The organism is Paraburkholderia kirstenboschensis (assembly GCF_032806925.1).
GTDB classification, from domain to species: Bacteria; Pseudomonadota; Gammaproteobacteria; order Burkholderiales; family Burkholderiaceae; genus Paraburkholderia; species Paraburkholderia kirstenboschensis.
Map to the genome: position 1 here is coordinate 1278764 of NZ_CP136513.1, position 25110 is coordinate 1303873.

The window sequence follows — 25110 nt, forward strand, 5'->3', positions numbered from 1 at the left end:
CTGGAGGCTGTATGAGCTACAGAACAGAAGACATTGCTTACGTGCAAGCCGCCGAACCCGCGGCAAGCACACCCACCGCGCAGCAACGCAGCACCGCCGAGTATCGCGCGCTCGATGCCGCGCACCATATTCATCCGTTTTCCGATATGGGCGCGCTCAATCGCAGCGGCAGCCGCGTGATCGTGAAAGCCCACGGCGTGTACTTGTGGGATTCGGAAGGTAACAAGATCATCGACGGCATGGCGGGCTTGTGGTGCGTCAATGTCGGCTATGGGCGCAAGGAACTCGCCGATGCGGCGTACGGGCAAATGCAGGAATTGCCTTACTACAACACGTTTTTCAAAACCACTCACCCGCCCGTAATCGAGTTATCGGCTTCGCTCGCGGAACTTGCGCCGGAGTCGTTCAATCACTTCTTCTACTGCAATAGCGGGTCGGAAGGCAACGATACGGTGCTGCGTATCGTCCATCGATATTGGGCGACGCTCGGCAAGCACTCGAAGAAGGTCGTGATTTCCCGCAAGAACGGCTACCACGGCTCGACAATCGCAGGCGGCACGCTTGGCGGCATGGAGTATATGCACGAGCAGATGCCGTCGAAAGTCGAGAACATCGTGCATATCGATCAGCCATATTTCTTTGGCGAGGCGAAAAGCAATCAGACACCAGAAGAGTTCGCGCTGGCGCGGGCGCAACAACTCGAAGCGAAGATCCTTGAAACAGGCGCGCAAAACGTGGCTGCGTTTATCGGTGAGCCTTTCCAGGGCGCGGGCGGCGTGATCTTTCCGGCCTCAACGTACTGGCCGGAAATTGAGCGTATCTGCCGCAAGTACGACATTCTGCTCGTCGCGGACGAAGTCATTGGCGGCTTCGGCCGCACCGGGGAATGGTTCGCCCATCAACATTTTGGTTTCGAGCCCGATCTCATCACAATGGCGAAAGGGCTCACGAGCGGTTATGTACCGATGGGCGCGGTCGGGCTGAACGACCGGGTCGCAAAAGCCATTGTCGAGAACGGCGAGTTCAATCACGGTCTGACATACTCGGGCCATCCGGTGGCCGCCGCTGTTGCGGTAGCAAATCTGAAGCTGCTGCGCGACGAAAAGATTGTCGAACGCGTCAAGACCGATACGGGACCCTACTTCCAGAAGAAACTGCGCGACACCTTCGCGCACCATCCGATTGTCGGCGAGATTGCGGGTGCCGGACTCGTGGCGGGATTGCAGCTCGCGGAAGAGCCCGCATCGCGCAAACGCTTTGCCAATGGCGGCGATGTGGGCGGCGTTTGCCGGGACTTCTGCTTCAACGGCAACCTGATCATGCGCGCGAGCGGCGACCGTATGTTGCTGTCGCCGCCGCTCGTCATCAGCAGACAGGAAATCGACGAGCTTGTTTCGAAGGCGAAGAAGGCGATCGACGCGACGGCACAGCAACTCGGCATTTCTCAACGTTAGATCCTACCGGCATGGGTGCACGCATTGCACGCATGCCGGTAAAGCCGATCCGTGCCGCGATTGACAACGATGTGAAGCATCGGGTTTTTCGAACCTGATCTTCGCGATTAACAGCTTTATCCGATTCGGGTATTGCCGCAGACTGGGCTCACTCCAACCCAGACATCGTCTACGAAAGGACCCGATCATGCGAACCTATCCGCGTAACAGCCCCCAGGCAGCAGCACGTATCGTCGCGCTGGCCCTCACTTCTGACGGCCATGTGTGCAGCTCCGAAGAACGCGTGTTGGAGAAACTGAACATCGCGGGCGAACTCGGCCTCGCGCCGGCGCAATTCGCGCACATCGTGCAGACGCTCTGCGAAGATCGCTCGATTGCGCAGATGTCGTCCGCGCCTCCGATGGGCCGACTGGACGCGGCCATGCTAACAACACTCATCGACGAAATCGACGATCCCGTGTTGCGTCGCAAGATCATCCGGCTATGTTTTGCGGTAACGGTCGCGGACGACTATCTGGCCGACGGAGAGATTGCGTTGCTTGCTGCGGTGTTCAACGCATGGGGACATGATCTGAAACCGGCAGCGGCCCGCGCGGGGCTCACGTCGCCTGCGTTGCGCACTTATGGGCGCGCAGTGGCCACCACCTGAGAAGCCAGCGCGTGATGCTGGCCTCGGCGCGAGCGGATGGCGTGAATCTCTTCGATCACGCCGTCCGCGCGGCCAAGCCAGCGCAAGCCCCGCAGTAGCGACAGATCTTCCGCACCCAGTTCAGCGAGCGGAAATACGCCCAGGCCGCGCGCGGCGAACACCGCCATCAGCGCGCTGTCCTCGAATTCGCCGACGACGCGTGGCCGGATGCCCTGCGAATCGAACCAGCGGTCGAGCCGCCCACGCAACGCGGCGTGGCGCGTCGGCAGGAGCACTGGCAAGTCGGCAAGGCACTGCGGAAACCCCGCGCGCGCCGATTTGCGCGCGATTTCAGCAGGGCCGTACCAGTCCACCGGCGAACCGACGAGCCGCTGGCTCAGCACACGCAGGTCGGAATTGTGCGGCGCCGGCTGGCAAGCGAGCACGAGATCGAGCCGGTGCAGTGCAAGTTCGGATAACAACTGCGCGTGCTCGCCTTCGTGACACAAGAGCCTGAGCGACGGCGTACCGAGCACCGGCGCGAGCAGCGCGTGCGCCGCCAGCTTCGAAATACCGTCGGACAGGCCGACCGCCAACCGGGCCACGCCCTCTCCGCCCGCGTCGCGCATGTCATCGAGCAACGCCTCACCTAGCTGGAAAATCTGCTCTGCGCGACTAAACGCGGTCTCGCCGGCTTCCGTCATCTCGACGCCTCGGCCAGCGGGTTTGAGCAACTGGCGCCCAATCGACTTTTCAAGTTCGCGCACCTGCGCGCTGATCGTTTGAACGGCCATATCGAGCCGCTCAGCCGCGCGCGCGAAGCCGCCCTCCTTCACGACGATCCAGAAATAGTACAAGTGACGGTAGTTGAGCACGTAGGTGGCCCGTAACGATGAACTTCGGAAAAAACGATCTATCGATCAGATTAACACTGGTTTATCCGATTCCCGCGCGCGGCGATCATGATCGCTATTCCACCGTTATTCAATCATAAGCAGACGAACACCATGGACACCCTCCTCACACTCGCTGCCGACCCTGCCGCGTGGGTTGCTCTCCTCACGCTGGTCGTGATGGAGATCGTGCTCGGCATCGACAACCTCATCTTCATCTCGATCCTCAGCAACAAGCTGCCTGAGGCACAGCGCGCGCGCACGCAGCGTCTTGGCATCATGCTCGCGCTAGGGCTGCGACTCGGGCTGCTCGGTACGGTTGCATGGATCGCGCAGTTGACCGCGCCCGCCATCACCCTGCTCGGCCACGCGTTCTCATGGCGCGATCTGATTCTGCTCGGCGGGGGCCTCTTCCTCGTGTGGAAGGCAACGCGTGAAATGCATCATCACGTGGTTTCCGCGGAAGAAGAACGCAGCAGCGCAGGCAGCACCGTTCAATTGACCGTGGCCGGCGCGATCGGCCAGATCCTGGTGCTCGATATCGTGTTTTCAGTAGACAGCATCATCACGGCTGTCGGCATGACCGATCACATGCCGATCATGTTTCTCGCCGTCATCAGCGCCGTCATGGCGATGCTGTTCGCTGCGCGCCCGCTGTCACGCTTCATCGACCGCAATCCGACCATTGTGACGCTCGCGTTGAGCTTTCTACTCGTCATCGGCATGACGCTGATTGCGGAGGGCTTTGGAACGCATGTGCCGAAGGCCTATATCTACGTGGCGATGGCGTTCTCCGCGTTCGTCGAGGCGGTGAACATGCTGGTACGCCGCGCCAAAACGAAACGCGCGATGGTTACCGGCGAATGACTGGAATGGGCGGCGTGTCCAGTCGGGCACCCGGCGTCTTTGTACTTGTACTCTAGAGGAGCGACACCATGAAATGCCCTGCTTGCAAGACAACTGATCTGCTCATGACCGAGCGCCGCTCGATCGAGGTCGACTATTGTCCCAACTGCCGCGGCGTGTGGCTGGACCGTGGCGAGCTCGACAAGCTGATCGCACAAGACGCCGCAGACACCGACCTGCGCAGTGCGGCGCGGGCGAGCCGCGATGACCATCGGGATCGTGACCGTGCTTACGACAACGACCGCCGGTACGAAGATCATCGCTCGGGTTATCGAACGCACAAGAAGAAGCGCTCGATTTTCGACGTGTTCGATTTCGACTAAGCGTTCACGCCCGTTCGTCCATGTATGGCTTCGACGTGGTGGCCGAATCAACGGGCCGCCGCGTATCAACGCGTACCACCGCGCACCACCGCTACTCACGCTGTTATTTCGCCTTCCCCTCCGATACATCGCCGTGCCGCGCGGCAATCGGCTCGATCACGCTGAAGAGCAGCAGCAGGCACAACAGCGCGGTGCCGACCATATAGAGGAACACGCTCGTCCAGCTGTACCGGTCGAGCAGAATGCCGACGACAAGCGGCGCGCATGCACCACCAATCTGGCCCACGCAGTTCACGATGCCGAAGGCCGCCGGATACGTGGACTTCGTCGCGAGTCCCATCGGATATGCGGAATATCCTGCAAAGCCGATGCCGAGCATCAGGCCCGCGAGTATCAGCGCGACACCGAGATACGCGACACTGTCGGGCGCGTCGACTAGCAAAAGCATCATCAGCATGGTGCCGAGCGCGCCGAGCATCATCGTCGGCTTGCGGCGGCCGCCCAGCAGACGGTCGGAGATCACGCCGCCCAGCATGTTGCCGGCCACCGCGCCAATGAATGGCGCCGATGCGAGAAAGCCCATCTTTACCGACGTAAAACCCTTGACGGTCACGAGATACGTCGGCATCCACGACATGAAGATATTGCTGATCCCGATCATGCAACCGTAGCCGATCGCGACGCCCAGGATATTCCATGAGCCGAACACCTGCCGGATCGTCTCGAGCTGCGCAACGCGCCTCGTACGATTGAACGCGTCCAGATACGGAATATCCGCGACCTCGTTGCACCGCGACGCGTGCGCGCCGTGGGCCTGGCGCGGCGCATCGTCGGCGATGTAGCGTTGCTCGGCCTCGGAACAGAAGCGGTTCTCGCTCGGCGAGTTCGTCACCGTGAACATCCAGACTATGGCGAGCAGAATGCCTGGCACAGCGAACACATAGAAGATTTCTCGCCACCCCCACAACTGGATCACGACGATGCACACCGACGGTACGATCAACGGGCCGAGCTTCGACGCCGCGATCCAGAGTCCCGTTGCCGTGCCCTTCTCTTTCGCGGGAAACCAGCGATTGATCACGTTCGTGCAGCCGATGCCCAGCGGCCCTTCCGATAAACCCAGACCCACGCGGTATGCCTGCAACAGGAACACCGACGACGTGGTACCCATGAGACCCGTGAACACCGATGTGAGAATCATGAAGATCGAAAACAGAAACCCGGTGGTCTTTTCGCTGAGCCGTTTGTAAAGCAGGCCGACCGGTATCTGCACGAAGCCGTACGCAAACGAAAAGAGACTCACGATCAGTCCCGCCTGCGTGTTCGTAATGCCGTATTCCTTCTTCAGGTACGGCAATGCAATGCCGAAATTGGCGCGATCTGCGCAGGCAATCGCCCAGATGCAGAAAATGAGCCCCATCACGATCCAGCGGTGGCCGGTGCGCTTCTCCGCGACCGGCTGCGCGTTCGCGCCCGCGACGACACCCTCGGCATTGTTCATACCGGACCCCTCGGGGTGTTGCGTCGGGATGGGAGCGTAAAGGTAGTGGGCGTGATACGGCGGCACGTTTTCACGTTTGTCTCCAATGTGCTTGAAACTTATTTTCCCTTCCCTGCTGGGAAGTGGGCGAAGGAATGCTCCTTCTGACGCTTTCGATTCTGGCCGCCGTGCCATGCGCCGTCCAATCTTTTCTCGCTATTACTTGATGCCAGGATTGAATCGATAGCGCTCGCCCTTCACGCTTCGATCTGTGGATCAACTGATAGCGTTTTGGGATTGGACGTGGCAACCGAAAAAGCCCATCATCCGCCGACATTGCGACTCGATGCGTGCGTCCACTACGGCGCAGCGACGATCGCCAACTACAACAAAGGAGCGCACGGAATGAAACCGAACATTCTGCAACTGAACCCGATTCTGATTCCCGCGATCAACGACACGCTCGCCTCGCTCTATACCGTGCACCGCCTGTTCGAACAGAGCGACAAGGACGCGTATATCCGCGAGCATGGGCAGTCGATCAGAGGCGTGATCACCGGCGGCCATACGGGCATCGCAAACGACATGATTCAACGGTTGCCCGCATTGGAAGTGATTGCGGTGAACGGCGTGGGCACCGATGCGGTGGACCTCGAATCCGCGCGTTCGCGCGGCATTCCGGTCACGGCAACGTTCGGCGCCTTGACCGAAGATGTCGCCGACCTCGCCATCGGTTTGATGCTCGCGGTGTGCCGCGAAATCTGCGCGGGCAACGACTTCGTCAAATCGGGCAACTGGCAGAAAAATCCGCATCCGGGCGCATTGCCGTTGTCACACCGTCTGAGCGGCAAACGTGTAGGCATCGTCGGGATGGGTAAGGTCGGTCGCGCGATTGCGCAGCGAGCCACCGCGTTCAATTGCCCCATCACGTACACCGACTTGCGCCGCATGGACGATATTGCGTATCCGTTCGTTGCCGATCTGCTGTCGCTCGCGCGCGGTTGCGATTTTCTGGTGCTGGCGGCCGCCGCCGACAAGGCGCAAGGCATCGTGAATGCCGCGGTGCTCGACGCGTTGGGCAAGCAGGGCTATCTGATCAACGTGGCGCGCGGCAAGCTGGTGGTCGAAAGCGATCTGGTCGACGCGTTGCGTGGCGGCGTGATTGCAGGCGCGGGTCTCGACGTGTTCGTCGACGAACCGAATGTGCCACCCGCGCTCTTCGAGATGGACCGTGTCGTGCTGCAGGCGCATCGCGCGAGCGCCACGGTCGAATCGCGCACGGCGATGGGTCAAATGGTGCTCGCAAGTCTCGCGCAGGCACTGGCCGGGCAACGTCCCGAGGGCAGCCTCACGACCTGATACAGCGGCTGTCAGACCATGTCCGGATCGAGCGCGAGCGTGCGCACCTATAATGACCGTCGACTTCCCCATCCATGTCGATACAAGAATGCTCGATCTCGGACAAGTGCGTTGCTTCGTTGCGGCGGCGACAGAACTGAACTTCAGACGTGCGGCCGCGCTGCTGAACATGACGCAGCCGCCGCTGAGCAGACAGATCCAGTTGCTCGAAGACAACGTGGGCGTAATGCTGTTCGAGCGCATTGGCCGCACGGTCAAGCTGACGACAGAAGGCCGCGTCTTTCTCGCGGACGCCACGAGTCTGCTCAATTTCGCCGAGCAGGCCGAAAGCACGGTACGGCGCGCGAGCAAGGGCAAAACCGGGCGCGTGCGTCTTGGCTTCACCGGCGCGGCCGGCTACGAACTGATTCCCGAGTTGCTGGTGGCGGCAGCCGACGTGCTGCCCGAGATCGACGTCGTATTGCTCGAACTGGTTTCGGCCGCGCAGATCGAAGCGTTCGCCGCGAACACGATCGATCTCGGCTTTCTCCGGCCGCTGCCATCCAGGCAAAAGCTGGAGTTTCTTCTCGTCGATGAGGAGCCGTTGATCGTCGCGCTGCCGAAGCGGCATATGCTGTGTCAATTCGAGCAGATCGCATTGAAGCAACTCGACGAGCATCCGTTCATCATGCATTCGCCCACGCAAGGCAAGTACTTTCACGACCGCATCATGGGCATGCTCGCGACCGAAGGCGTGAATCTGAACATTGCGCAGTACATCGATCAGACGCCTACCATTCTGTCTCTCGTGCGCGCTGGGCTAGGCGTTGCAACTTTGCCCGCGTCGGCGCAGCGGTTCCATTACGACAACGTCGAATTCCGGTTTATTGCCCAACATTCGATTCAGGCAGAGATGAGCATGGCCTGGCGAGCGGATCAGGACAATCCGGCCGTCATTGCTTTCCGCTTGATGGCGGCGGAGTACTTTGCGCGCAAGGCGCGGGGCTGATTGTTCGGTCCATTCGCTCCACTCAGGGGCAATGGCAACAGACCATCGCGACACTTTGCAAAGTCCAGCAGCCCGGCAGCCCCTAACTCCCAACGCATCAAACGAAAGGCAAAAAACAACCGTCAATAAGCAAACTTTCGATACTGCTCGGCACCCGGCGCAGTATCCAGTTCCTCGACCCGCGGCATATATCGCAACAACCGTTTGCCCCGCGCGCTCAACTGATCGTAGACAGCCGCAGGTACGTCGATATGCACTTCCGGCCGGAAGTACCAGCTTCTGCTGTAACCGATCACGACCATCGGACGCGGCACGTCGGTTTTGTTCGGCGTGCCGCGATGCAGCGCACGCACGTCGCGGATCATCACATCGCCGAGTTTCATTGGAATCGCCTGCAATGGCAAACGCCCTTCGCGCCACGCCTGCAACGCTTCGTCCGAGCGCATACGATGCGTGCCGAGCGTGGTCTCGAACGGACCGTTTTCCAGCGTGACGTCGCATAACGGGAAGTTCACCGCAAGCTGGAACGAAGGCGTTTCCGGCTCGCCGTCGAAAAGCGCCGGCGTGTCGCGGTGTACGTCCTGATAGGTCGAGCCATTGAGCGGCGTGTCGGTGGCGAGTTGGCACATAACCGGATCGTCGCCGGCCACGCGCTCGACTATCGCGAGCACGTCCGCATCGCAAAAGATCGTTTCGTCGGCAAAGACGCCGGTAAACGGCAGCGTGATGTAGTGCCGGTTTTCACCGCGTACGGCCGTCGCTTTCGATGCAAGCCGCTCGTCGAGCAGCGGTTTGAAAGCCTCGGCCCATGCGCGAAGCTTCTCTGCCGGAAAATGGTTCCTCAGCATCACCATTCCGTCGCGCTCGAAGGCCGCGCCGAACTCGTCAAGCTGTTCTTCTGAATAGCGTCCCACTTTTGTCTCCGTGATTTTTTGTGCGGACTTCAAATGTACCGCGTCGTCGGCGCGCTGTCTCGATCGTTGAAAAAATCGCCCTGCGAACGAGCCGGCGAAGAGGTCCGGACATACGCCCGCCGCCATGCAAGCTTCGCTGTCGCCAAACGGTCGCATCGCGTGACGGGATAAGAAACGCAGCGACGAAGCCCTCGCGATCGTGATGAAATCCAGTATGCTGGGTGCTTCCGCCGTCCGGCCCAGATGAATTTCTCTCTTCGCCATGAACCTTTCCTTTGAAGTTCTCCAGGTACTCGACGCCGTCGATCGAACCGGCACTTTTGCAAGCGCCGCCGAAACGCTGCATAAGGTGCCTTCGTCGCTTACGTATCTGGTGCAGAAGCTCGAACTCGATCTTGGCGTCAAGCTGTTCGACCGCAGCGGCAGGCGCGCCACCCTCACGCATGCGGGGCGCGTGGTCGTCGAGGAAGGCCGCCGTCTGCTGGCGGCGGCGGAAGACCTCGAATGCAAGGCAAAGCGCATTGAGCAAGGTTGGGAGTCGGACGTCTACGTGGCCGTCGACGAAATCATTCCCTTCGCGCTGCTGTGGGACCACGTCGACGGGTTTTACGGGCTGAAGCTCGACACGCGCCTGCATCTTTCCAAAGAAGTGCTGGGCGGTTCGTGGGATGCGCTGCTCACACGCCGCGCCGATCTGATCGTGGGGGCCGCGGGCGATCCGCCGCCGATCCCGAACCTCGTCGCGAAGCCCATCGGCTCGCTGCGGCACGTGTTCGTGGTGGCGCCGCAGCACCCGCTTGCGTCGTTGCCCGGACCGCTGACGCTGGATGTAGTCGCACGTCATCGCGCGGTGGCGATTGGCGATACATCGCGCGATCTCGCGCCGCGCAGCGTCGCGCTTGCGAGTAGTCAGGAAGTGCTGACCGTGCCCACGCTCGAAACGAAGCTCGCCGCGCAATTGCGCGGGCTCGCAGCGGGCACGATTCCCGAGTGCCTCGCCATCGACGCGCTCAGGCGCGGTGAACTCGTCAGAAAAGAAGTGCTCGGCATGCGTGACGTCACGCACTTTTATCTGGCGTGGCGCGACGACGAGACGGGTAAGGCACTGCGCTGGTGGGTCGAGCGGCTGGATCAGCCGGACCTGATCGACAAAGCCGTGCAACAGCAGATGCTGCAGACGCAGGTGAATGCGTGACATGGCGAAAGCGCCATGCAACGCAGCGCAATCAAACGGCTCAACGCAACGCTAGCGGCCTTCGCTGACTTTCTGCCGCGTACGCTTCGGGAGACGCGGGCTCACATCGCTCTGCCTATCCACGCATGGCGGGACGACCCGGGACGCCACTCTCGCGGCATCGAGCAGTTGTTGCGCGGCTTTGAAGTCCTCGAGATCACGCCCCTGGCTCAGCCTCGCGCACGCGGATTCGACAAGGCGCACCGCATCGGCAGCACGCCCTTGCGCACACCACAACTGGCCGAGACTCGTCGCGGCGCGCAATTGGAATGACCGGCAACCTTCCGCGAGCGATTCCTCCATCGCGGCGGTCAAGCACGCCTGCGCATCCGTGACGACATCGCCACCTGGCGGCGAGCCCGCGGCTCCGAGCAAAAGCAGCTCGCCGTGCGCGCGCCGCAGTTCGACCACATACCAGTGATCGCCGCTTTCGTCGCACTGCGCCAATGCCCGCGTCACCGCCGCGATTGCCTCGTCGCGCCGCCCCGCGCGGCCCAACGCAAGACCGTACCGCGCGACGAGCATCGCGCGTTGAGCACCGTATTCCAGTGCGTCGAGTTCGTCCAGGGCGGCGCGAAACCCATTCAGCCGCTCGGGGCTCACGTCGTCGAGCGAGCGCAGATACTCGTCGAAACAACGGCCGCACGCCTGCGATACACCGAGACCCGTACGAGCCGACACATCGCGCAGCAACGCAATAGCCTCAGCCGCGCGCTCGCGTTTGCCCGACAGCAGCGCAAGCGGAATCTCCGCTTCGACCAGCACGTAGCAGGTGACGATTGCCTGGTCCTGCGCACAGGCGCTCGCGACACAGGCTTCGGACAAATCGAGCGCCTCGTCGCGCGAGCCCTGGAACCACAGCAGACGCGCAAGCGTGGCGCGCCCCACCACGCCCTGATCGATCGACTGCCCGAGCGGCAAGCCGTGCTGAAGCGTGTCCGTATGCTGAAGAAACCGTTCGAGCGACGCACGCGCCTGTTGCAGATGGCCCGCGTAGTGCGACGCAATGCCGAGAAGATGCGAAGCAAGAATGTCGTTGCTTGCGTCGCCCGTCTGCGCCGCGAGCGACGCGAATCGATGCGCGAACGCAAGTGCATTACGCGCCGCACCTGAAGACTGGCTCGCGTTCCACATACCCCACAACGCGCGCGCTTCGAATGCGTGGTCGCCGAGCGCGATGGCCAGCGCAAGCACCTCGGCCCAGATCGCGAGCGTTTCGCGGTTCGGTCCATTGACATAGACGAGCGCCGCACCGAGCGCGGCGAGCAGTTGCATGCGAACTCGCAGATGCCGCGTCGAGCCCGAGCCGCCATGGGTTTGCGCAACGCTGTCGAGCGCGCGCCGCGCCCACGCGCAGCATTCGTCCACGAGTGACAGCTCGTACAGCAGTGCGACCACTTTGACCGCGAGCTTTTCTCCGAGCGCGTCGTCGCCCTTCGACGAAAGCGCCCAGCCGAGCGCCGCGCGCAGATCGTCGAGCCATTCGCGCATGCGCGAATGCCAACGGTCGGCGTCGGCCTCCGCTGAGCGCGCTTCGGCCGACATGTAGCGTTCCAGCAAGCCCGTGAAATAGCGCGCGTGATTGAGCGTGACCGCGCGCCGCTCGCCGTTGTCGTCGAGCTTTTGCAGTGCGTAGGCGCGGGTGGTTTCGAGCAGCCGGTAGCTCGCCCGGCCGCGCTCCACGTTGGCGACGACCAGCGACTTTTCGACGAGACCCGACAGCGCCGCGATCACCTCCGGTTCCTGCAAGCCGATGTCCGTCACGACGCTGATGGCCGCGTTCATCGAAAAGCTGTTGACGAAAATGCCGAGCCTGCGCAGCGTTGCGCGCTCCGCGTCGTCGAGCAGACCGTGGCTCCAGTCGAGCGTGGCCTTCAACGTCTGATGCCGCGGCAGCGCCGTACGATTGCCGCCCGTGAGCATATTGAAGCGGTCGTCGAGATGATCCGCCAACGTTTCTATGCCGAGTATCGCCGCGCGGGCCGCCGCCAGTTCGATTGCGAGCGGTATGCCGTCGAGCCGGCGGCATACCGTGCCGGTCAGCTGGATGCTTCGCTCGTCGGACGACAAGCGTGCGTCCATCGCGCGGGCGCGTGACATGAACAGCTGCACGGCGCTGCACTGAAGCACGTGCTGACCTTGATCGTCGTGCGCAGGAACATCGAGCGAGGCGACCCAGTACAAATGCTCTTCGGCGACGCGCAGCGGCTCACGGCTCGTTGCGAGAACACGTACGCCAGGGCCCGCATTGAGCAGCGCCTCGGCAAGTTCCGCAGCCGGCCCAAGCACATGTTCGCAGTTGTCGAGCACGCACAACACGCGCCGTTCGCCCCACTCCCGGCTGACCCGCGTAAGCGTGAGCGGGCCGCTCGCCTTGTTCACGCCGACGCTCGCGGCGAACATCGCCAGCACGCTGTTTGCATCCGACGCGGACGCGAGCGAGACCAGATAGACGCCGTCCGGATAATGGTCGAGCAGACCGCGCGCGACTTCGACCGCGAGGCGCGTTTTGCCGATGCCGCCCGCGCCGAGAAGCGTGACATGCCGCGCCAATGCGAGCGTGCGCGCGACATCGCGCAACGCGCCGTCGCGGCCGATCAGCGGCGAAAAACTCGCGGGCAGATTGTGCGGCACCTGACCTGCAGAACGGACCTGCCGGTCATCGTCCACTCGGAGATCGTGTTGATCGACGCCGTTGGCGGGCGGCAGCGGCGACTGCCTTGCGACGAGCCTGTAGCCTCTGCCCGACACGGTCTGGATGAGTCCGCGGCTTTCGCCTAGCGCCTTGCGCAGCGCGGACATATGAACCTGAAGATTGTTCTCTTCAACGATGGTGTCGGGCCACACCTCTTTCAACATGTCGTTCTTCGATACCAGCTCGCCCTTCGCGGCGATCAGCACGGCGAGCATGTCGAACGCACGGCTGCCGATGCGCACGGGTTGTCCGTCGAGAAGCAGTTCCCGACTGGCAAGGTCCACTTGAAGAGGGCCGATGCGAATCATGAGGCGGTATCCAGGACGCAACCGGTGGAGAAGCGGCCGGGCAATAGCCGCCCGGCAACGAGTCCCCGAAGTCTAGACTAACCGCAACTTCGCATGCGCGGAAAAAACTGAAGCTATCGTTCAAAATTTTTGTATTGAACCAGCGGATGCTGCAGGTCGACGACCGACGCGAGAATCATCGCAGCCGCGTTGACCGGGACCGCGCTGCGCACCCTCGGTTTGTAGATCAGATCGTTACGGCGGATCGTCGCCCCGCTCACCGCGCAGCGTCCCTTCAGTCTGGCGCGGCAGCTGATCCACACCTGGTCCGCGTAACGGCATAGCGTCGCGTCCTGCCAGAGGACCGCGATCGACGTCTCCGACAGACGCTCGATCACCTCGACCTGCCGGTGCCGCGACGGTCCATTGGCGGCCTCGCGCGTGAGCGGCGCCGCAAGATAGGCTTCGCCTTCCGCTTCGCCGCGATAGCCGGCAAGGAGCCGCTTGATCACGTGGCTCCATACCGGCGCAAGGCTCTCGTCGTGCGTGGCCGCGTGATCGTCGTGCGCTGTGCGGCAAGCGTCATGATGCACGCCCGCTTCGTGCCTCGCTGCATTCGTGCATTGCCCGGCGGGGGATTCGATGTGCATCGTGATTCTCCTCGAGTGTTGGCGCGGCGCCCGTGACAGAAGTTGCTGGCAGCGTCGCCCGGCTACGCTTCTTCACTGACCGGGCGCCGCTTCGTAATTGACCGGCACCCAGTCGTACGTGTTGCCGTTCTTCCTGATGTGTCCGAGGCCCGGAAACGCGATATGCGCGGCGCCGATCAGATAACGTTCGCTCGCGGCGAGTTCGAGCGCGGTTCGGCGCGAACGTTGGGCCGCGGCGGCATCGGTGTCGTATTCGACCGATGCCGTCGGGTTCTGCAACTGGATCGCCGCCACGTGCACGATGTCGCCCCACACGAGCAGATGATTCGCGCCGCTCTGCACCAGATAGCCTGTGTGGCCAGGCGTGTGCCCAGGCAGCGCGACGGCGCGAATGCCTGGGACGAGCTCGACATCGCCCCTGAAAGGCTCGAAGCGGCCCGACGCGATATACGGGGCGACGCTCGCACTCGCGGCGTCGAAGAAAGTGCTGAGAAAGGCCGGCGCTTTGGACTTGTTGGCCGGGTTCAACCAGTAGTCGGCTTCGGTCTGGCTCACGCGCACCACAGCATTGGGAAAAGCCATCGCGCCGCTCGCCACGATGCCGCCCACATGGTCCTTATGCAGATGCGTGAGCAGCACCTCGTCGATCTGTTCGGGCCGATAGCCGGCCGCCCGCAGAGTGGCGAGCAGCTTGCCGCAACAATCGCCGTACAACACGCCCGCGCCGGAGTCGACGAGGATCAGCTTCGAGCCCGTGTTGATCAGAAACGCGTTGATCGAGCCTTGCACCGGCGCCTGCAGGAAATCGCGATCCAGGTCGCGCGCGATCTCCGCCTTCGGAACGTCTTCGATCACGGTGTCGATCGGAAACGGATGCGTGCCGTCAAGCAGCGCGGTCACTTCGAAGCTGCCGAGCATGATCCGGTAAAAGCCCGGGCCCTGAGTCCTGACCTGAGGCGCTGCGCCAAACCCCACGCCGCTCCACAGGCTCGTGACGACGCTCAATAGGACCAGGCAGCAGGCCGCCGCATGCAGGGCTGCGCTACGTTGAATCGACTTCATCATCTGCTCCGTCAGGGGTTGGCCGCGACCTTCGTCAACTGGCTCAGGTACGCATGAATCTGGGCGACGACTGCCGCGCCGTCGCCGACCGCGGCGGCCACGCGTTTCGCGGAATCCGAGCGCACGTCGCCGACCGCGAACATGCCCGGCACGCTGGTTTCGAGCGGATAGTGCGAACTGGCCGCCGACGCGCCCTGCGCGCTTCTCGCCACGCCGGTCACGAGAAAGCCGCGGTTGTCGAGCTCGACGCCGCTCGCCGCGAGCCAATCCGTTTTCGGCTCCGCGCCGATAAAGAGAAAGAGATGCCGCGAGGCCAGCACTTCCTCTTCGCCGCTCGGTTCGTGACGCACGCGAAGATGCGTGAGGCCGGCTTCGTCGCCTTCGAGCGCGCGCAGCGTACAGCCCGTGCACAACGAGACATTCGGCAGCGAGCCGATGCGGTCGATCAGATACTTCGACATGCTCGCGTTGAGGTCCTGGCCGCGAATCAGCATGCGGATGCTGCGCGCGAAGTTCGCGAGAAACACCACGGCCTGGCCCGCCGAGTTGCCGCCGCCCATCAGCACGATGTCCTGGCCTTTGACGAGCTTCGCTTCGATCGTCGACGCCCAGTAATACGTGCCGCGCCCCTCGAAACGTTCGAAGCCGGGCACTGTCGGCTTGCGGTATGCGGCGCCGCTTGCCACCACGACCGTGCGCGCGCTGATGCGCTGGCCGTCGACGAGCGTCAGCACGAACATGCCCTCTTGCCGCGTTACTTCGGTGACCTTGCCGGGAATCGCGAGATGCGCGCCGAACTTCAGCGCCTGCTGGAACGCGCGCGCGGCGAGCGCCTGCCCGGAGATGCCGGTGGGAAAGCCCAGATAGTTTTCGATGCGCGAGCTCGCGCCCGCCTGGCCGCCGGGCGCGCGCTGATCGAACACGGCCACCGAGAGTCCCTCGGTGGCCGCATAGACCGAGGCCGCCAGTCCGGCCGGACCGGCGCCGACGATCGCGACGTCGTACCTGTGCGACTGCTCGAAGGTCGGCACGAGCCCGAGGCACGACGCGAGTTGCGCCTCGTCCGGCGCGCGCAACACATGCCCGTTCGGGCAGAACACCAGCGGAAAGTCGCCGGGGCCGGTGGTCATGCCGCCGAGCAAGGTCACTGCTTCGGGATCGGAACGCGCGTCGATCACGGTCGCCGGATACGCATTGCGGCGCAGGAAGCCTTGCAGGCCTACGAGGCGTGCGTCGTCGCCATTACCGACGATGATCGGCCCGAGCCCCTGCTCGATCAGTCCGAGCCGGCGCAGAATCAGCGCGCGCATGATGTGCTCGCCGAGTTGCGCATCCGCGACGATCAGCGCTCGCAAACGCTCGGGCTCGATCACCAGCGTCTCGACATCGGTCAGAGCGAGGCCGTCGATCAGCGCGGGCTTGCCGGAAAGCTGCGCCATCTCCGCCATGAAATGGCCGTCGTCGTGCTCGGTCACGAGCGTCGAGCGGCCGAAGCTGTCGCGTGAAAAGATCCGCACGCGGCCATGCAGCAACACGAAGAGCCCGAGCGCGATCTGCCCGGTCTCGAAGATCAGCTCGCCTGCCTTGAAGTTCATCGGGCGTGCGAAGCGGCGCACGCTTTGAATCTCCGCAGGCGACAGACGCGGGAACATCTGATGTTGCCGGTATTCGAGCGACGAATACGGAAACTCCAGCTCGGACGGTTGCGCCACATCGGGCGATAAACCGGAAGTGCTCATAACGATGACCTTTGTTTTCGTAACGGCCTCAATCGATCCGATATCAGCCGCTACCAACCCCTACCAACCCTCTACCAAGCCTCTACCATCCGAACTTCAGTTCCGCGCCGACATAGTCGGCGTTGCGCGCGCCCAGTTCGCGCAGCGACGGTCCCACCTGAAAATGCACGGCTTCGAGTGCCGCCGCGAGATTCGCGGTGACTGCCCAGTCGGCGCGTAATTGGGTATAGAAACCGGTCCAGCGCGAGCCGTGCCCCGCCGTGCCCGGCACGACCGCCGAGCCTTGCTGATAGACAGCGTCGGCGGTGGTCTCGCGCCATTGCAGACCAACGCCCGCGAGCAGCGAGAGCTTGCTCGTCGGCTTGATGATCAGCGACGGCTTCACGTGAATCAGGTTCGTATAGCCGGTGTAACCCGCAAGCGCGAAGTAGTAGCCGTTCGGAAAGAGCGGATTGAAGGTGCCGACGCGGCCGTCGCCAGGATGAGTGTCGCCCGAAGCCGCATCCACCTGAATACCGATGCGCGGCGTCCACGGCGTCGACGCGAACGTATAGCCCGCGAGCGAGCCGACTGCCCACGCGCCGATCGTCTTCGTGCCGACATGCCCCGACTGATACATCGTCTCGATGTCCCAGTCGATGTGGTTCAGCGTGCCCGAATAGCGTGCATCGAATACATCGCGGTGTTCGTCGCCGGCCGCGTCGAGAAAACGCGCGTTGCTGCGGTTGTAGCGCGAGTAATACGCGGACACGTCGCCCGGGCCGACGGCTTTGCGCTCCACGCGCACGCCGCTGAACGTCAGATGCCGGTTCGACACATCGTCGAAATCACTGTTATTGCGGTACTGCACCGGCTGCGTCGCATACGCGATCCAGCGCCACAGACCCGTCTCGTAGTCGGCCCAGATCGCGTCGAACGCCTGGCGCACATTCGGGCCGTCGCGCACGGAAATGAAACGCTGCAAGTCGAACGCCATCTCCTGACGGCCGAGCCGAAACTTGACGACGCCCGGGCCGAGCGGCTCGACGATAGCGACAAAAGCCTGGCGCAAGTCGAGCGGATTCTTGTCGACCGGCGTGACATTGTCCTTGCCGTACGGGCGGGCATCCTCGAACTGAGTGAAGATCTGCACGTGAGGACCGAGGTGTACGTCGGCATGCACTTCCAGGCGTTGCAGCAGATACGTATCGTCGTGTCCCGCGCCGAGACCGAAGAGCGGCGCGTCGTTCATTTCGAGCCGCTCGCGCAGCACGACGCCGAGCGACACGTACGCGTCGGGATTGCCGAACAGCGGAATGTACTTGAGCGAGTCGAACGGGCGCCTGGGCACGCAAGGGTTCGCGAGCGCCGACCAGTTTTCCTGCCAGCGGTTGAACATCACCGCCGGGCGCGCGCACGAGGTGCCTGCTGCCGGAGCGCTCACGGCCGTGGTGTCGTCGGCGCTGCCGAGCGCGGTGTCGGCTGCCATTGCCGGCAGTGCCGCGGTGAGGCCCGCGGCCGCGAGCCCTACGGTCAGACTGGCCTTGAAGCTCGCTGCGGGCCCCTTGCCGAGCAGCCACGCGCGCAGCGCGGCGCCCCGCCCAGGCCGCGCTCGCGCCGCTCGCGCTGACGGATGCGGCCGGGGCGGCCGACGCGGACCCACTGCCAGCAGCGCCTTGATTGCGCGCGCTTTACCGGCCATCGTGCACTTCGGCGATATATCCGCCCGGGAATTCGAGCACTGCGGTCTTGCCCGTTGCGCTGTCATACGGCGCATAAACCACCTTTGCACCGGCCGCTTGCGCGCGTTGCAGCGTCTGTGCAAGATCGTCGACTGCATAGCCGGTCGTTTCGCGGCCGAACGGGAACGGCAGCTTGCCGTCGGTGACGAACACCACCATGCGGCCGAAGCCGGAAGCGATGCGAATCTCGCGGATCGTTTCGCCCGGGCGGCCGATCACGCCGGCGTCGGCGCGCGGGTTGTCCGAGACGATCTTGCCGTGCGAAAAGTGCAGCCAGCGGCGCACGAAGTTGTTCGCCTCGTAGCGCGACACATACACGCGGTTATCGGGCACGCTCTGCAGCGGCGCATAGTTCGGCGCCTTCGTGTGCCAGTAGAGCTGCATCGTCAGACCGCCCGGCCACTGGATGATCGCGTCCTTGCCGATGGGGTCGTCGAAGCTGTCCACCAACACATCCGCGCCCGCCGCGCGCGCGGCCTTCACCGCCTGATCGATGTTCGTGACCAGATAGCCTGTGCGCTCATTGCCGAACGGATACGGAACCGGCGTTTCGAAGCCGAACACCGACAGCATGCCGACCGGCGTCTGCACATATTGCGACGCGGTCTTGCTGGGCGTCGGCGTGACGGTGAACACCGCGCGCGGCGACGCCTTGCCGCCGAACGTCGCGATAAAGCTGCTGACGAACGCGTCCAGATCCGCGGACGCCACGTACACGTGCGTCGTGTCGTATTGCGGACCGACCGACACATCCGGCTGGCGCGCGGCGAGCGCGGTATTCGCGCTTGCGACTTCGGGCGGACCGGCATCGGCGTAAGCGGATGTGAGCGGCGCGAGGCCGATCAGCAACGCGGCGGAAACTGCCGCGAGAGGACGATAACGCTGAAGCAAATGGAACATGTGATTTACCTGATGATGTTGAAAGAATTCGAGTGCAATCAACCGCCCTGTTTCGAGGCGCCGGGCGCGCCCGCCTTCTGCGTGGACCCGTCAGGCATTGGCGCGGGAACCGGCAATGCCGACGATGGCGATGCCGCCTCCACCGCCGCGCTCTGTGCGAAGAACTGAGCCTTCACCACGGGTATCGCGTGTTCGCCGAGCACCATGCCGAGCAGGCCGGCGAGCGCGATCAGCGGCGGCGCCGGCGACTGCACCTTGAGCAGCCAGTAAAGGAGTCCGACGCCGAAGCCGACTCCCAATGAAATGATGTAGCCCATGCCAATCTCCTATCGAGGCCGGATCAGTTCGGCCATTCCGAACCGAGCACCAGCCCGCAAAAATTCAGACGCCGGTAATTCGGATCCCATCGGTCGAGCACGTCGGCGTTGACCGTGCCGAACGTCGTTTGCGGACGATGCTCCATGCCGCGCGCGTACTCCTCGAGAATCCGCTTCTTGAAACCCACTTCGCGCGGACACGCCTGCACGATTTCGTCACGCTCCTCTACCGCATATTCGTCGTAGCGCGCGCCGCGCACGTCCATCTGCACGCCCGCGGCGAGCAACGCGACAAGCGGCGCGAGATGCTCGGGAATGCCCGGCGTCGTGTGCAATGCGATCGCTATCCACACTTCGTCGATCGCGCTTGCCGCCGCCCGGTGCTCGCGCATGAAATCGCGCGCGGCATTCGCGCTGTCCACTTCGTAGCGGCACGACGAACGCCGATGCGCGCTATTCAGGCCAACGTTATGAAACATCGCACCCACATAAAGCAGTTCCATGTCGAAAACCATGTTCTGGCGATAGCCAGTCAGCGCACCGAACAGAAACGCCCGCTGCGCGTGATGGAACATCAGCGCAGACTCGGTCGCGCGGATCCGCTCGGTTGCCCCACGGGCCATCGCACTGTCGGGCATGTCGATGCCCGCAATGGTTTTCTTCATGTCACCTCCTCCATATGCCGCATCGCCGGCGATGCGCGCGGGCCTCGTCGCCAGAGAGCCCTCGTTTGCGCACGACGCCTACGAACGCGCGCATTCCAGCAGGTCCTGATGAACCGGTCCTTGTGCGTGAAGTAGACGGCATGCGGCGCGCCTTCGTAGACGGCCAGCTTCGCGCCGCTCACGAGCGCCGCCGCTCTGAACCGTCCGCGGTCCGGTTCCATCCAGCGTAACGATTGCCGTCGATAAAAGCTTTGGCGCCACCTTAAAAAGCCTTAAGCGAAGGCCGCATTCCAATCGGCGGCCCTCACAGTGCAAGGTCGTGGAAGCGCCGCACGCCGTCGCGGATCCATTGCAGCAGGCCGCCGCTGCCTTCGCCGGCGGTGGCCGATGTCGCAAGCAGCATCTTTTCGCTTTCGTGATGGACGGAGAGCAACCGGCACATTTCACGCGCGACTTCGGGGCGCCGCGCGAGGATCGGTGTAAGCGCGCTTTTGTCGAGCCGGAACACCGTGGCGCGCGTGAGCGCGCGCACGACCACCCCGGTTCTCACGCCGGCGAGTATTCCCGACTGCCCAACCGAGTCGCCCGGCGCGAGCCTGCGCAATTCCGCCTCGCCGCCGTCTTTCGGCACGACGACCTTGGCAACGCCGCGCGCGAGAATGTGCAACTCATGCCCGCCCTCGTCGGCGGCGGTATAGATGGTGCCGTCGGCATTGAACTCGTGCAGCGTCAGTTGGCCGGCGAGCTCGCCGATCTCCGCGTCGTCGAGCGTCTGGAAGATCAGCACGTTGCGCAAGAGCCGCTGCTTTTCGTCCGTGGGCTCGCCCGTGGGCTCCGCTACCGACAGTGGCCGCAACACCACGCCGCGCGAGAGCAGATGCCGGTGCGCGAGGTCGTAGAGGTCGTTGCGCACGCCGATCTTCTTGTTCCATGCGTCGACGTAGCAGACGATCTCGTACTCGATCGCGTCGTTTGTGGCGCGCTTCACGCTGACGAGCGGCTTCGGCTCGGCGAGCACCTCGGGCGAACTGGCGGCGGCGTGCATCAGCGCCTGCAAGACGGTCGCCGGACGAATCGACGGTTTCACCGGCAGCAGCACGCTCACGCCATGCGTATGCATCGGCTGGTTCGCGTTGACGATATTCGTGCGTGCCGCCGCGCTGTTCGGGATCACGACGATGTTGCCCTGTCCGTTCAGCAGGCTCGTCGCGCGCCAGTTGCTTTCCACCACCTTGCCTTCCACTTCGCCGACGGTGATCCAGTCGCCGATGCGAAACGGCTGCGTCGCATTCAACACCACGCCGGAGAACACGTCGTTCAACGTGCTCTGGATCGCGAGTCCCAGCACCACAGCGACCGCGCCTGAGGTGGCGAGCAGTCCGCGCACGGGCAGTTGCAACACAAACGCAATCGCGCCGATCGCGGCGGCCAGAAACACGAGAGCACCGAGCACGTCCTGGAAGAGGCGCTCCTTGTGCCAGGTCTCGGGCAGCACCATGCGATCGAGCACGACGGTAACGAGCCGCGCACCCTGCAGCCACCAGATCACTTCGAGCATCTGCGCAAGCAGATGGCGCACGGGCTCCGCGCGCCACGGCGCCTCGCGCAGCGGATTCATGCCGTGGGTGAAGAGCACGTAGCTCGACAGGCCAAACATGATCACGCGCAACGCGAGCCGCGCGCTCGCGTTGCGGCGGCCCATGAAGCGCCACGCGAGGAAGTCGAGAACCAGAATGCCGAGCCCATAGAGCACGCCGTCGGTCAGAGTCGGCATGTTGATTCCCGCTTACGACGAAGCACGATGAAGGTCGGAGCAACGTGGAGCAGCGCGCCGCGCGTCAGAACGCGAAGCAGCTGCAGCCGAGCGCGCCCCAGAACCCGTTGGAATCGCTGACGGGCACGTTCTTGCGCCATGCCCAGCCATGTGCATGAGCATGGACGCCGCACAAATTCACGCAGCCGTCCACGCAAGCAACGGCGGTCGGCTTATAGCGGCTATAGCCGCCGAACTCCGCGACTGGCGACCACGACGGACTCACCGGCAGATCGGGCGGCGCGAGCGGCGCGAACTCGTCGGCCGCATAGACGACCTTGCCGCCCACCACCGTCATCACCGATTCAAGGTATTTGATGCTGGTTTCCTCGACGCTGAAGTAGTCGTCGCTCAGCACGGCGAAGTCGGCGAACTGGCCCGGCATGAGCGCGCCCTTGCGGTCGTCCTCGTTCGAGAACCAGGCGCTGCCCACCGTGTAGCGGCGCAGCGCTTCCATGCGATCGAGCTTGTTCGCGCTCGAATACATTGCCGTGCCGCCCACCGTCTTGCCCGACACCATCCAGTACAGCGACACGAATGGATTGAAACTGGCGACGCGCGTCGCGTCCGTGCCCGCGCCGACCGGCAGGCCCGCGTCGAGCATCTTGCAGATGGGCGGCGTGTGCTTGACCGCCTCTTCGCCGTATTGCTGGATGAAGTACTCGCCCTGATAAGCCATCCGGTGCTGGATCGCTATGCCGCCGCCCAGCGCGCGCACCCGCTCGATGTTCTTCTGTGTGATGGTCTCGCAATGGTCGAAGAACCAGCGCAGGCCGTCGAACGGAATGTCGGCGTTCACGCGCTCGAACACGTTGAGAAAGCGCTCGATCGACTCGTTGTAGGTGGCATGCAGGCGGAACGGCCAGCGATTCGCGACGAGCAGCCGCACCACCGCCTCGAGTTCGGCTTCGAGCGTGTCGGGCAAGTCGGGTCGCGGTTCCAGGAAATCTTCGAAGTCCGCGGCGGAAAAGACCAGCATCTCACCCGCGCCGTTCACGCGCAGGAAGTCGTCGCCTTCGCCAGGCTTTGTCATCTTCACCCACTTCGCGAAGTCTTCGATTTCCTTCTTTGCGTTCTGCGTGAAAAGGTTATAGGCGATTCGCACGGTCAACTCATTGTGCTTCGCCATCTCCATGATGACGGCGTAGTCGTCCGGATAAGCCTGATAGCCGCCGCCCGCGTCGATCGCGCTCGTCACGCCGAGCCGGTTCAACTCGCGCATGAAGTGGCGCGTGGAGTTGCGTTGATCTTCCAGCGCGAGCTTCGGACCTTTGGCAAGCGTCGCGTAAAGCAGGCCGGCGTTGGGCCGCGCGATCAGCATGCCGGTCGGATTGCCGCGCTTGTCGCGCTGGGTCTCGCCGCCCGGCGGATTGGGCGTGTCTTTCGTGTAGCCGACCGCACGCAGCGCCGCCGCATTCAGGAGCGCGCTGTCGTACAGATGCAGGATGAACACCGGCGTATCCGGCGCGATCGCGTTGATCTCTTCGAGCGTCGGTCCACGACGCTCGGCGAACTGGAATTCGTTCCATCCGCCGACCACGCGAACCCACTGCGGCGCGGGCGTGCGGGCCACCTGCTTGCGCAACATGTCGAGCGCGTCCGCGAGCGACGGCACGCCGTCCCAGCGCAACTCCATGTTGAAGTTCAGACCGCCGCGAATGATGTGCAGGTGCGAGTCGTTCAGACCTGGAATGACCGTGCGGCCTTTCAGGTCGACGTGGCGAGTGGCGTCGTTCACGTGACGCATCACGGCATCGCGCGAGCCTGCGGCGACAACGCGGCCGTTCGCGACGGCGAGCGAATCGGCGAACGAGCGCTTCTCGTCCTGCGTCGCGATCTTGCCGTTGAAGAATACGACCTCGGCCGGGGTGAATCCGGGTGACAGGTCTTTGGACATGACGGGCTCCGTGTGAGAAAGGACAGGCAGGCTGATGAGATATGCCGCGCTCACCTGGATGGCGAGTCGAACTGGGAGGCAGTCTATCGGCGGCGCTTTGCCAGGTCCTTGTCGAAGCCCTTAATAGTTCTTAATGCGAGTTCTTAATGCGGGTTCCTAGAGCTGGTTCCTAGAGCGGGTTCTCAAGGCGGGTTCTCAAGGCGGGTTCTCAAAGCGAGTTCCTGATGCGGGTTCTCAAAGCGAATCCCCGAAGTAACTTTTTTGCAGGAACTGTCCGCGAAAACCACCGCGGCGAGTGTGCGCACGCGCCTCAGAAGTTTTCATTATTTTTGCAGGACTTTATGCACCCGCTCTTCCTACACTGACTGGGCGCTCAATGGGCATATGAACGGGCACGCTCGCAGAGCCACTCACCACCCTCGATCAAGGACTCGCCATGAAAGACGAAAAGCAGGCAGCGGCGCATCGCGCGGCACCGCTCAAGACGCCGACCCGCCTTACCGAAGACGCGACGCGCGACATCGCCGCCGCATTGACCACCCTGCTCGCCGATGTATTCGCGCTGTATCTGAAGACGAAGAACTTTCACTGGCATATGTCCGGGCCGTACTTCCGCGACTATCACCTGCTGCTCGACGACCAGGCGAACCAGATCTACGCGACGACCGATCCGATCGCGGAGCGCGCCCGCAAGATCGGCGGAAAAACGCTGCGCTCGGCAGGCCACATCACGAAGCTGCAACGTATCGCCGATAACGACGCCGAGTTCGTCACGCCCGGCGACATGCTCGCGGAACTGCGCGAGGACAACCTGGCGCTCGCCGGCTATATGGGCGAAACGCATTCGCTGTGCGATGAATACGGCGACGTCGCGAGTGCGAGCCTGCTCGAAAACTGGATCGACGAAGCGGAGCAGCGCGTGTGGTTCCTGTTCGAGTCGGGGCGCCACGACTGAACGCGCGCAAGCCGCCTTACGACGCGCCATTCCCAGCACGCGTTCGGTCACCCGCCTTAACAACAATTAAGCAATCTGAAGTACGGGGAATATTCGCGCCCGTACGATTCGAAACCCTGCGATGCCGCGTCACGAAGCGCCGGCACGCACATCACAACATCACAGGCACGGAGAACAAATTTGGCCAACTCATCCGCAATTCCATCGGCGAACCGCCGCCAGCTGCTCGC

The 25110-nt window shown here is 63.2% G+C and carries 21 protein-coding genes; 8 read left to right on the top strand and 13 right to left on the bottom strand.

What is annotated here, in order from left to right; genetic code table 11:
- Positions 1-11 precede the first annotated feature (11 nt).
- The gene (locus RW095_RS28405) at positions 12-1454 is read left to right on the top strand and encodes an aspartate aminotransferase family protein (protein ID WP_317022090.1); all 1443 of its coding nucleotides are present in this window, start codon (positions 12-14) and stop codon (positions 1452-1454) included.
- A 187-nt stretch (positions 1455-1641) separates the two neighbouring features.
- Complete coding sequence (locus RW095_RS28410) at positions 1642-2103, top strand: TerB family tellurite resistance protein (RefSeq protein ID WP_317022091.1); 462 nt, start codon at positions 1642-1644, stop codon at positions 2101-2103.
- On the opposite strand, the gene RW095_RS28415 is transcribed toward RW095_RS28410, so the two are convergent.
- Positions 2076-2957, bottom strand: a complete 882-nt coding sequence (locus RW095_RS28415; RefSeq protein WP_317022092.1) for a LysR family transcriptional regulator — start codon at positions 2955-2957, stop codon at positions 2076-2078. The genes RW095_RS28410 and RW095_RS28415 overlap by 28 nt on opposite strands.
- 132 nt (positions 2958-3089) lie before the next feature.
- Here RW095_RS28415 and RW095_RS28420 point away from each other — a divergent pair, with 132 nt between their 5' ends.
- Together RW095_RS28420 and RW095_RS28425 are read left to right on the top strand one after the other, a co-directional pair.
- Positions 3090-3842 carry a TerC family protein gene (locus tag RW095_RS28420; RefSeq protein ID WP_317022093.1) on the top strand — a complete coding sequence of 251 codons (753 nt, stop codon included), beginning with the start codon at positions 3090-3092 and terminating at the stop codon, positions 3840-3842.
- A 68-nt stretch (positions 3843-3910) separates the two neighbouring features.
- Positions 3911-4204: a TFIIB-type zinc ribbon-containing protein gene (locus RW095_RS28425; protein ID WP_317022094.1), complete on the top strand. Its 294-nt coding sequence runs from the start codon at positions 3911-3913 to the stop codon at positions 4202-4204.
- Between the two features lie 103 nt (positions 4205-4307).
- On the opposite strand, the gene RW095_RS28430 is transcribed toward RW095_RS28425, so the two are convergent.
- Complete coding sequence (locus tag RW095_RS28430; RefSeq protein ID WP_317022095.1) at positions 4308-5705, bottom strand: MFS transporter; 1398 nt, start codon at positions 5703-5705, stop codon at positions 4308-4310.
- Positions 5706-6089: 384 nt separating this feature from the next.
- On the opposite strand from RW095_RS28430, the gene RW095_RS28435 reads away from it, so the two are divergent.
- Both RW095_RS28435 and RW095_RS28440 read left to right on the top strand, forming a co-directional pair.
- Positions 6090-7043 carry a 2-hydroxyacid dehydrogenase gene (locus RW095_RS28435; protein ID WP_317022096.1) on the top strand — a complete coding sequence of 318 codons (954 nt, stop codon included), beginning with the start codon at positions 6090-6092 and terminating at the stop codon, positions 7041-7043.
- Positions 7044-7131: 88 nt separating this feature from the next.
- Positions 7132-8031, top strand: coding sequence for a LysR family transcriptional regulator (locus RW095_RS28440; protein ID WP_317022711.1), 900 nt, complete (start codon positions 7132-7134; stop codon positions 8029-8031).
- A 122-nt stretch (positions 8032-8153) separates the two neighbouring features.
- On the opposite strand, the gene RW095_RS28445 is transcribed toward RW095_RS28440, so the two are convergent.
- Positions 8154-8945, bottom strand: coding sequence for a phytanoyl-CoA dioxygenase family protein (locus RW095_RS28445; protein ID WP_317022097.1), 792 nt, complete (start codon positions 8943-8945; stop codon positions 8154-8156).
- Positions 8946-9207: 262 nt separating this feature from the next.
- Between RW095_RS28445 and RW095_RS28450 the strand changes: the two genes are divergently transcribed.
- Positions 9208-10140, top strand: coding sequence for a LysR family transcriptional regulator (locus RW095_RS28450; protein ID WP_317022098.1), 933 nt, complete (start codon positions 9208-9210; stop codon positions 10138-10140).
- A gap of 51 nt (positions 10141-10191) precedes the next feature.
- Here RW095_RS28450 and RW095_RS28455 read toward each other — a convergent pair whose 3' ends face one another.
- The 10 genes from RW095_RS28455 to RW095_RS28500 form a co-directional block, all read right to left on the bottom strand.
- The gene (locus RW095_RS28455) at positions 10192-13182 is read right to left on the bottom strand and encodes a winged helix-turn-helix domain-containing protein (RefSeq protein WP_317022099.1); all 2991 of its coding nucleotides are present in this window, start codon (positions 13180-13182) and stop codon (positions 10192-10194) included.
- Between the two features lie 113 nt (positions 13183-13295).
- Complete coding sequence (locus tag RW095_RS28460; RefSeq protein ID WP_317022100.1) at positions 13296-13811, bottom strand: DUF3331 domain-containing protein; 516 nt, start codon at positions 13809-13811, stop codon at positions 13296-13298.
- A gap of 72 nt (positions 13812-13883) precedes the next feature.
- Positions 13884-14873 carry an MBL fold metallo-hydrolase gene (locus RW095_RS28465; RefSeq protein WP_317022713.1) on the bottom strand — a complete coding sequence of 330 codons (990 nt, stop codon included), beginning with the start codon at positions 14871-14873 and terminating at the stop codon, positions 13884-13886.
- A gap of 11 nt (positions 14874-14884) precedes the next feature.
- Entirely contained in the window at positions 14885-16612 is a 1728-nt protein-coding gene (locus tag RW095_RS28470) for an FAD-dependent oxidoreductase (protein ID WP_317022101.1), read from the bottom strand.
- A gap of 82 nt (positions 16613-16694) precedes the next feature.
- The gene (locus RW095_RS28475) at positions 16695-18293 is read right to left on the bottom strand and encodes an alginate export family protein (RefSeq protein ID WP_317022102.1); all 1599 of its coding nucleotides are present in this window, start codon (positions 18291-18293) and stop codon (positions 16695-16697) included.
- Positions 18283-19233 (bottom strand): VOC family protein, encoded by a 951-nt coding sequence (locus RW095_RS28480; protein ID WP_317022103.1) that lies wholly within the window; start codon positions 19231-19233, stop codon positions 18283-18285. The genes RW095_RS28475 and RW095_RS28480 overlap by 11 nt, the downstream gene beginning before the upstream one ends.
- A gap of 38 nt (positions 19234-19271) precedes the next feature.
- Positions 19272-19550, bottom strand: a complete 279-nt coding sequence (locus RW095_RS28485) for a DUF1427 family protein (RefSeq protein ID WP_317022104.1) — start codon at positions 19548-19550, stop codon at positions 19272-19274.
- 23 nt (positions 19551-19573) lie between these two features.
- Entirely contained in the window at positions 19574-20215 is a 642-nt protein-coding gene (locus tag RW095_RS28490) for a phosphohydrolase (RefSeq protein ID WP_317022105.1), read from the bottom strand.
- Positions 20216-20519: 304 nt separating this feature from the next.
- A complete protein-coding gene (locus RW095_RS28495; protein WP_317022106.1) occupies positions 20520-21989 on the bottom strand; it encodes a mechanosensitive ion channel family protein in 1470 nt (489 codons plus the stop codon).
- A gap of 64 nt (positions 21990-22053) precedes the next feature.
- On the bottom strand, positions 22054-23925 hold the full coding sequence (locus RW095_RS28500; protein WP_317022107.1) for an amidohydrolase: 1872 nt from the start codon (positions 23923-23925) through the stop codon (positions 22054-22056).
- 436 nt (positions 23926-24361) lie between these two features.
- On the opposite strand from RW095_RS28500, the gene RW095_RS28505 reads away from it, so the two are divergent.
- Positions 24362-24880 (top strand): Dps family protein, encoded by a 519-nt coding sequence (locus tag RW095_RS28505; protein WP_317022108.1) that lies wholly within the window; start codon positions 24362-24364, stop codon positions 24878-24880.
- Positions 24881-25110: the final 230 nt, after the last annotated feature.

Excerpts from the sequence above, each read along its gene's own strand:
- RW095_RS28405 (WP_317022090.1), top strand. The coding sequence starts at position 12 with ATGAGCTACAGAACAGAAGACATTGCTTACGTGCAAGCCGCCGAACCC.
- RW095_RS28410 (WP_317022091.1), top strand. The coding sequence starts at position 1,642 with ATGCGAACCTATCCGCGTAACAGCCCCCAGGCAGCAGCACGTATCGTC.
- RW095_RS28420 (WP_317022093.1), top strand. The coding sequence starts at position 3,090 with ATGGACACCCTCCTCACACTCGCTGCCGACCCTGCCGCGTGGGTTGCT.
- RW095_RS28425 (WP_317022094.1), top strand. The coding sequence starts at position 3,911 with ATGAAATGCCCTGCTTGCAAGACAACTGATCTGCTCATGACCGAGCGC.
- RW095_RS28430 (WP_317022095.1), bottom strand. The coding sequence starts at position 5,705 with ATGAACAATGCCGAGGGTGTCGTCGCGGGCGCGAACGCGCAGCCGGTC.
- RW095_RS28435 (WP_317022096.1), top strand. The coding sequence starts at position 6,090 with ATGAAACCGAACATTCTGCAACTGAACCCGATTCTGATTCCCGCGATC.
- RW095_RS28440 (WP_317022711.1), top strand. The coding sequence starts at position 7,132 with ATGCTCGATCTCGGACAAGTGCGTTGCTTCGTTGCGGCGGCGACAGAA.
- RW095_RS28450 (WP_317022098.1), top strand. The coding sequence starts at position 9,208 with ATGAACCTTTCCTTTGAAGTTCTCCAGGTACTCGACGCCGTCGATCGA.
- RW095_RS28455 (WP_317022099.1), bottom strand. The coding sequence starts at position 13,182 with ATGATTCGCATCGGCCCTCTTCAAGTGGACCTTGCCAGTCGGGAACTG.
- RW095_RS28460 (WP_317022100.1), bottom strand. The coding sequence starts at position 13,811 with ATGCACATCGAATCCCCCGCCGGGCAATGCACGAATGCAGCGAGGCAC.
- RW095_RS28465 (WP_317022713.1), bottom strand. The coding sequence starts at position 14,873 with ATGAAGTCGATTCAACGTAGCGCAGCCCTGCATGCGGCGGCCTGCTGC.
- RW095_RS28470 (WP_317022101.1), bottom strand. The coding sequence starts at position 16,612 with ATGAGCACTTCCGGTTTATCGCCCGATGTGGCGCAACCGTCCGAGCTG.
- RW095_RS28475 (WP_317022102.1), bottom strand. The coding sequence starts at position 18,293 with ATGGCCGGTAAAGCGCGCGCAATCAAGGCGCTGCTGGCAGTGGGTCCG.
- RW095_RS28480 (WP_317022103.1), bottom strand. The coding sequence starts at position 19,233 with ATGTTCCATTTGCTTCAGCGTTATCGTCCTCTCGCGGCAGTTTCCGCC.
- RW095_RS28485 (WP_317022104.1), bottom strand. The coding sequence starts at position 19,550 with ATGGGCTACATCATTTCATTGGGAGTCGGCTTCGGCGTCGGACTCCTT.
- RW095_RS28490 (WP_317022105.1), bottom strand. The coding sequence starts at position 20,215 with ATGAAGAAAACCATTGCGGGCATCGACATGCCCGACAGTGCGATGGCC.
- RW095_RS28495 (WP_317022106.1), bottom strand. The coding sequence starts at position 21,989 with ATGCCGACTCTGACCGACGGCGTGCTCTATGGGCTCGGCATTCTGGTT.
- RW095_RS28500 (WP_317022107.1), bottom strand. The coding sequence starts at position 23,925 with ATGTCCAAAGACCTGTCACCCGGATTCACCCCGGCCGAGGTCGTATTC.
- RW095_RS28505 (WP_317022108.1), top strand. The coding sequence starts at position 24,362 with ATGAAAGACGAAAAGCAGGCAGCGGCGCATCGCGCGGCACCGCTCAAG.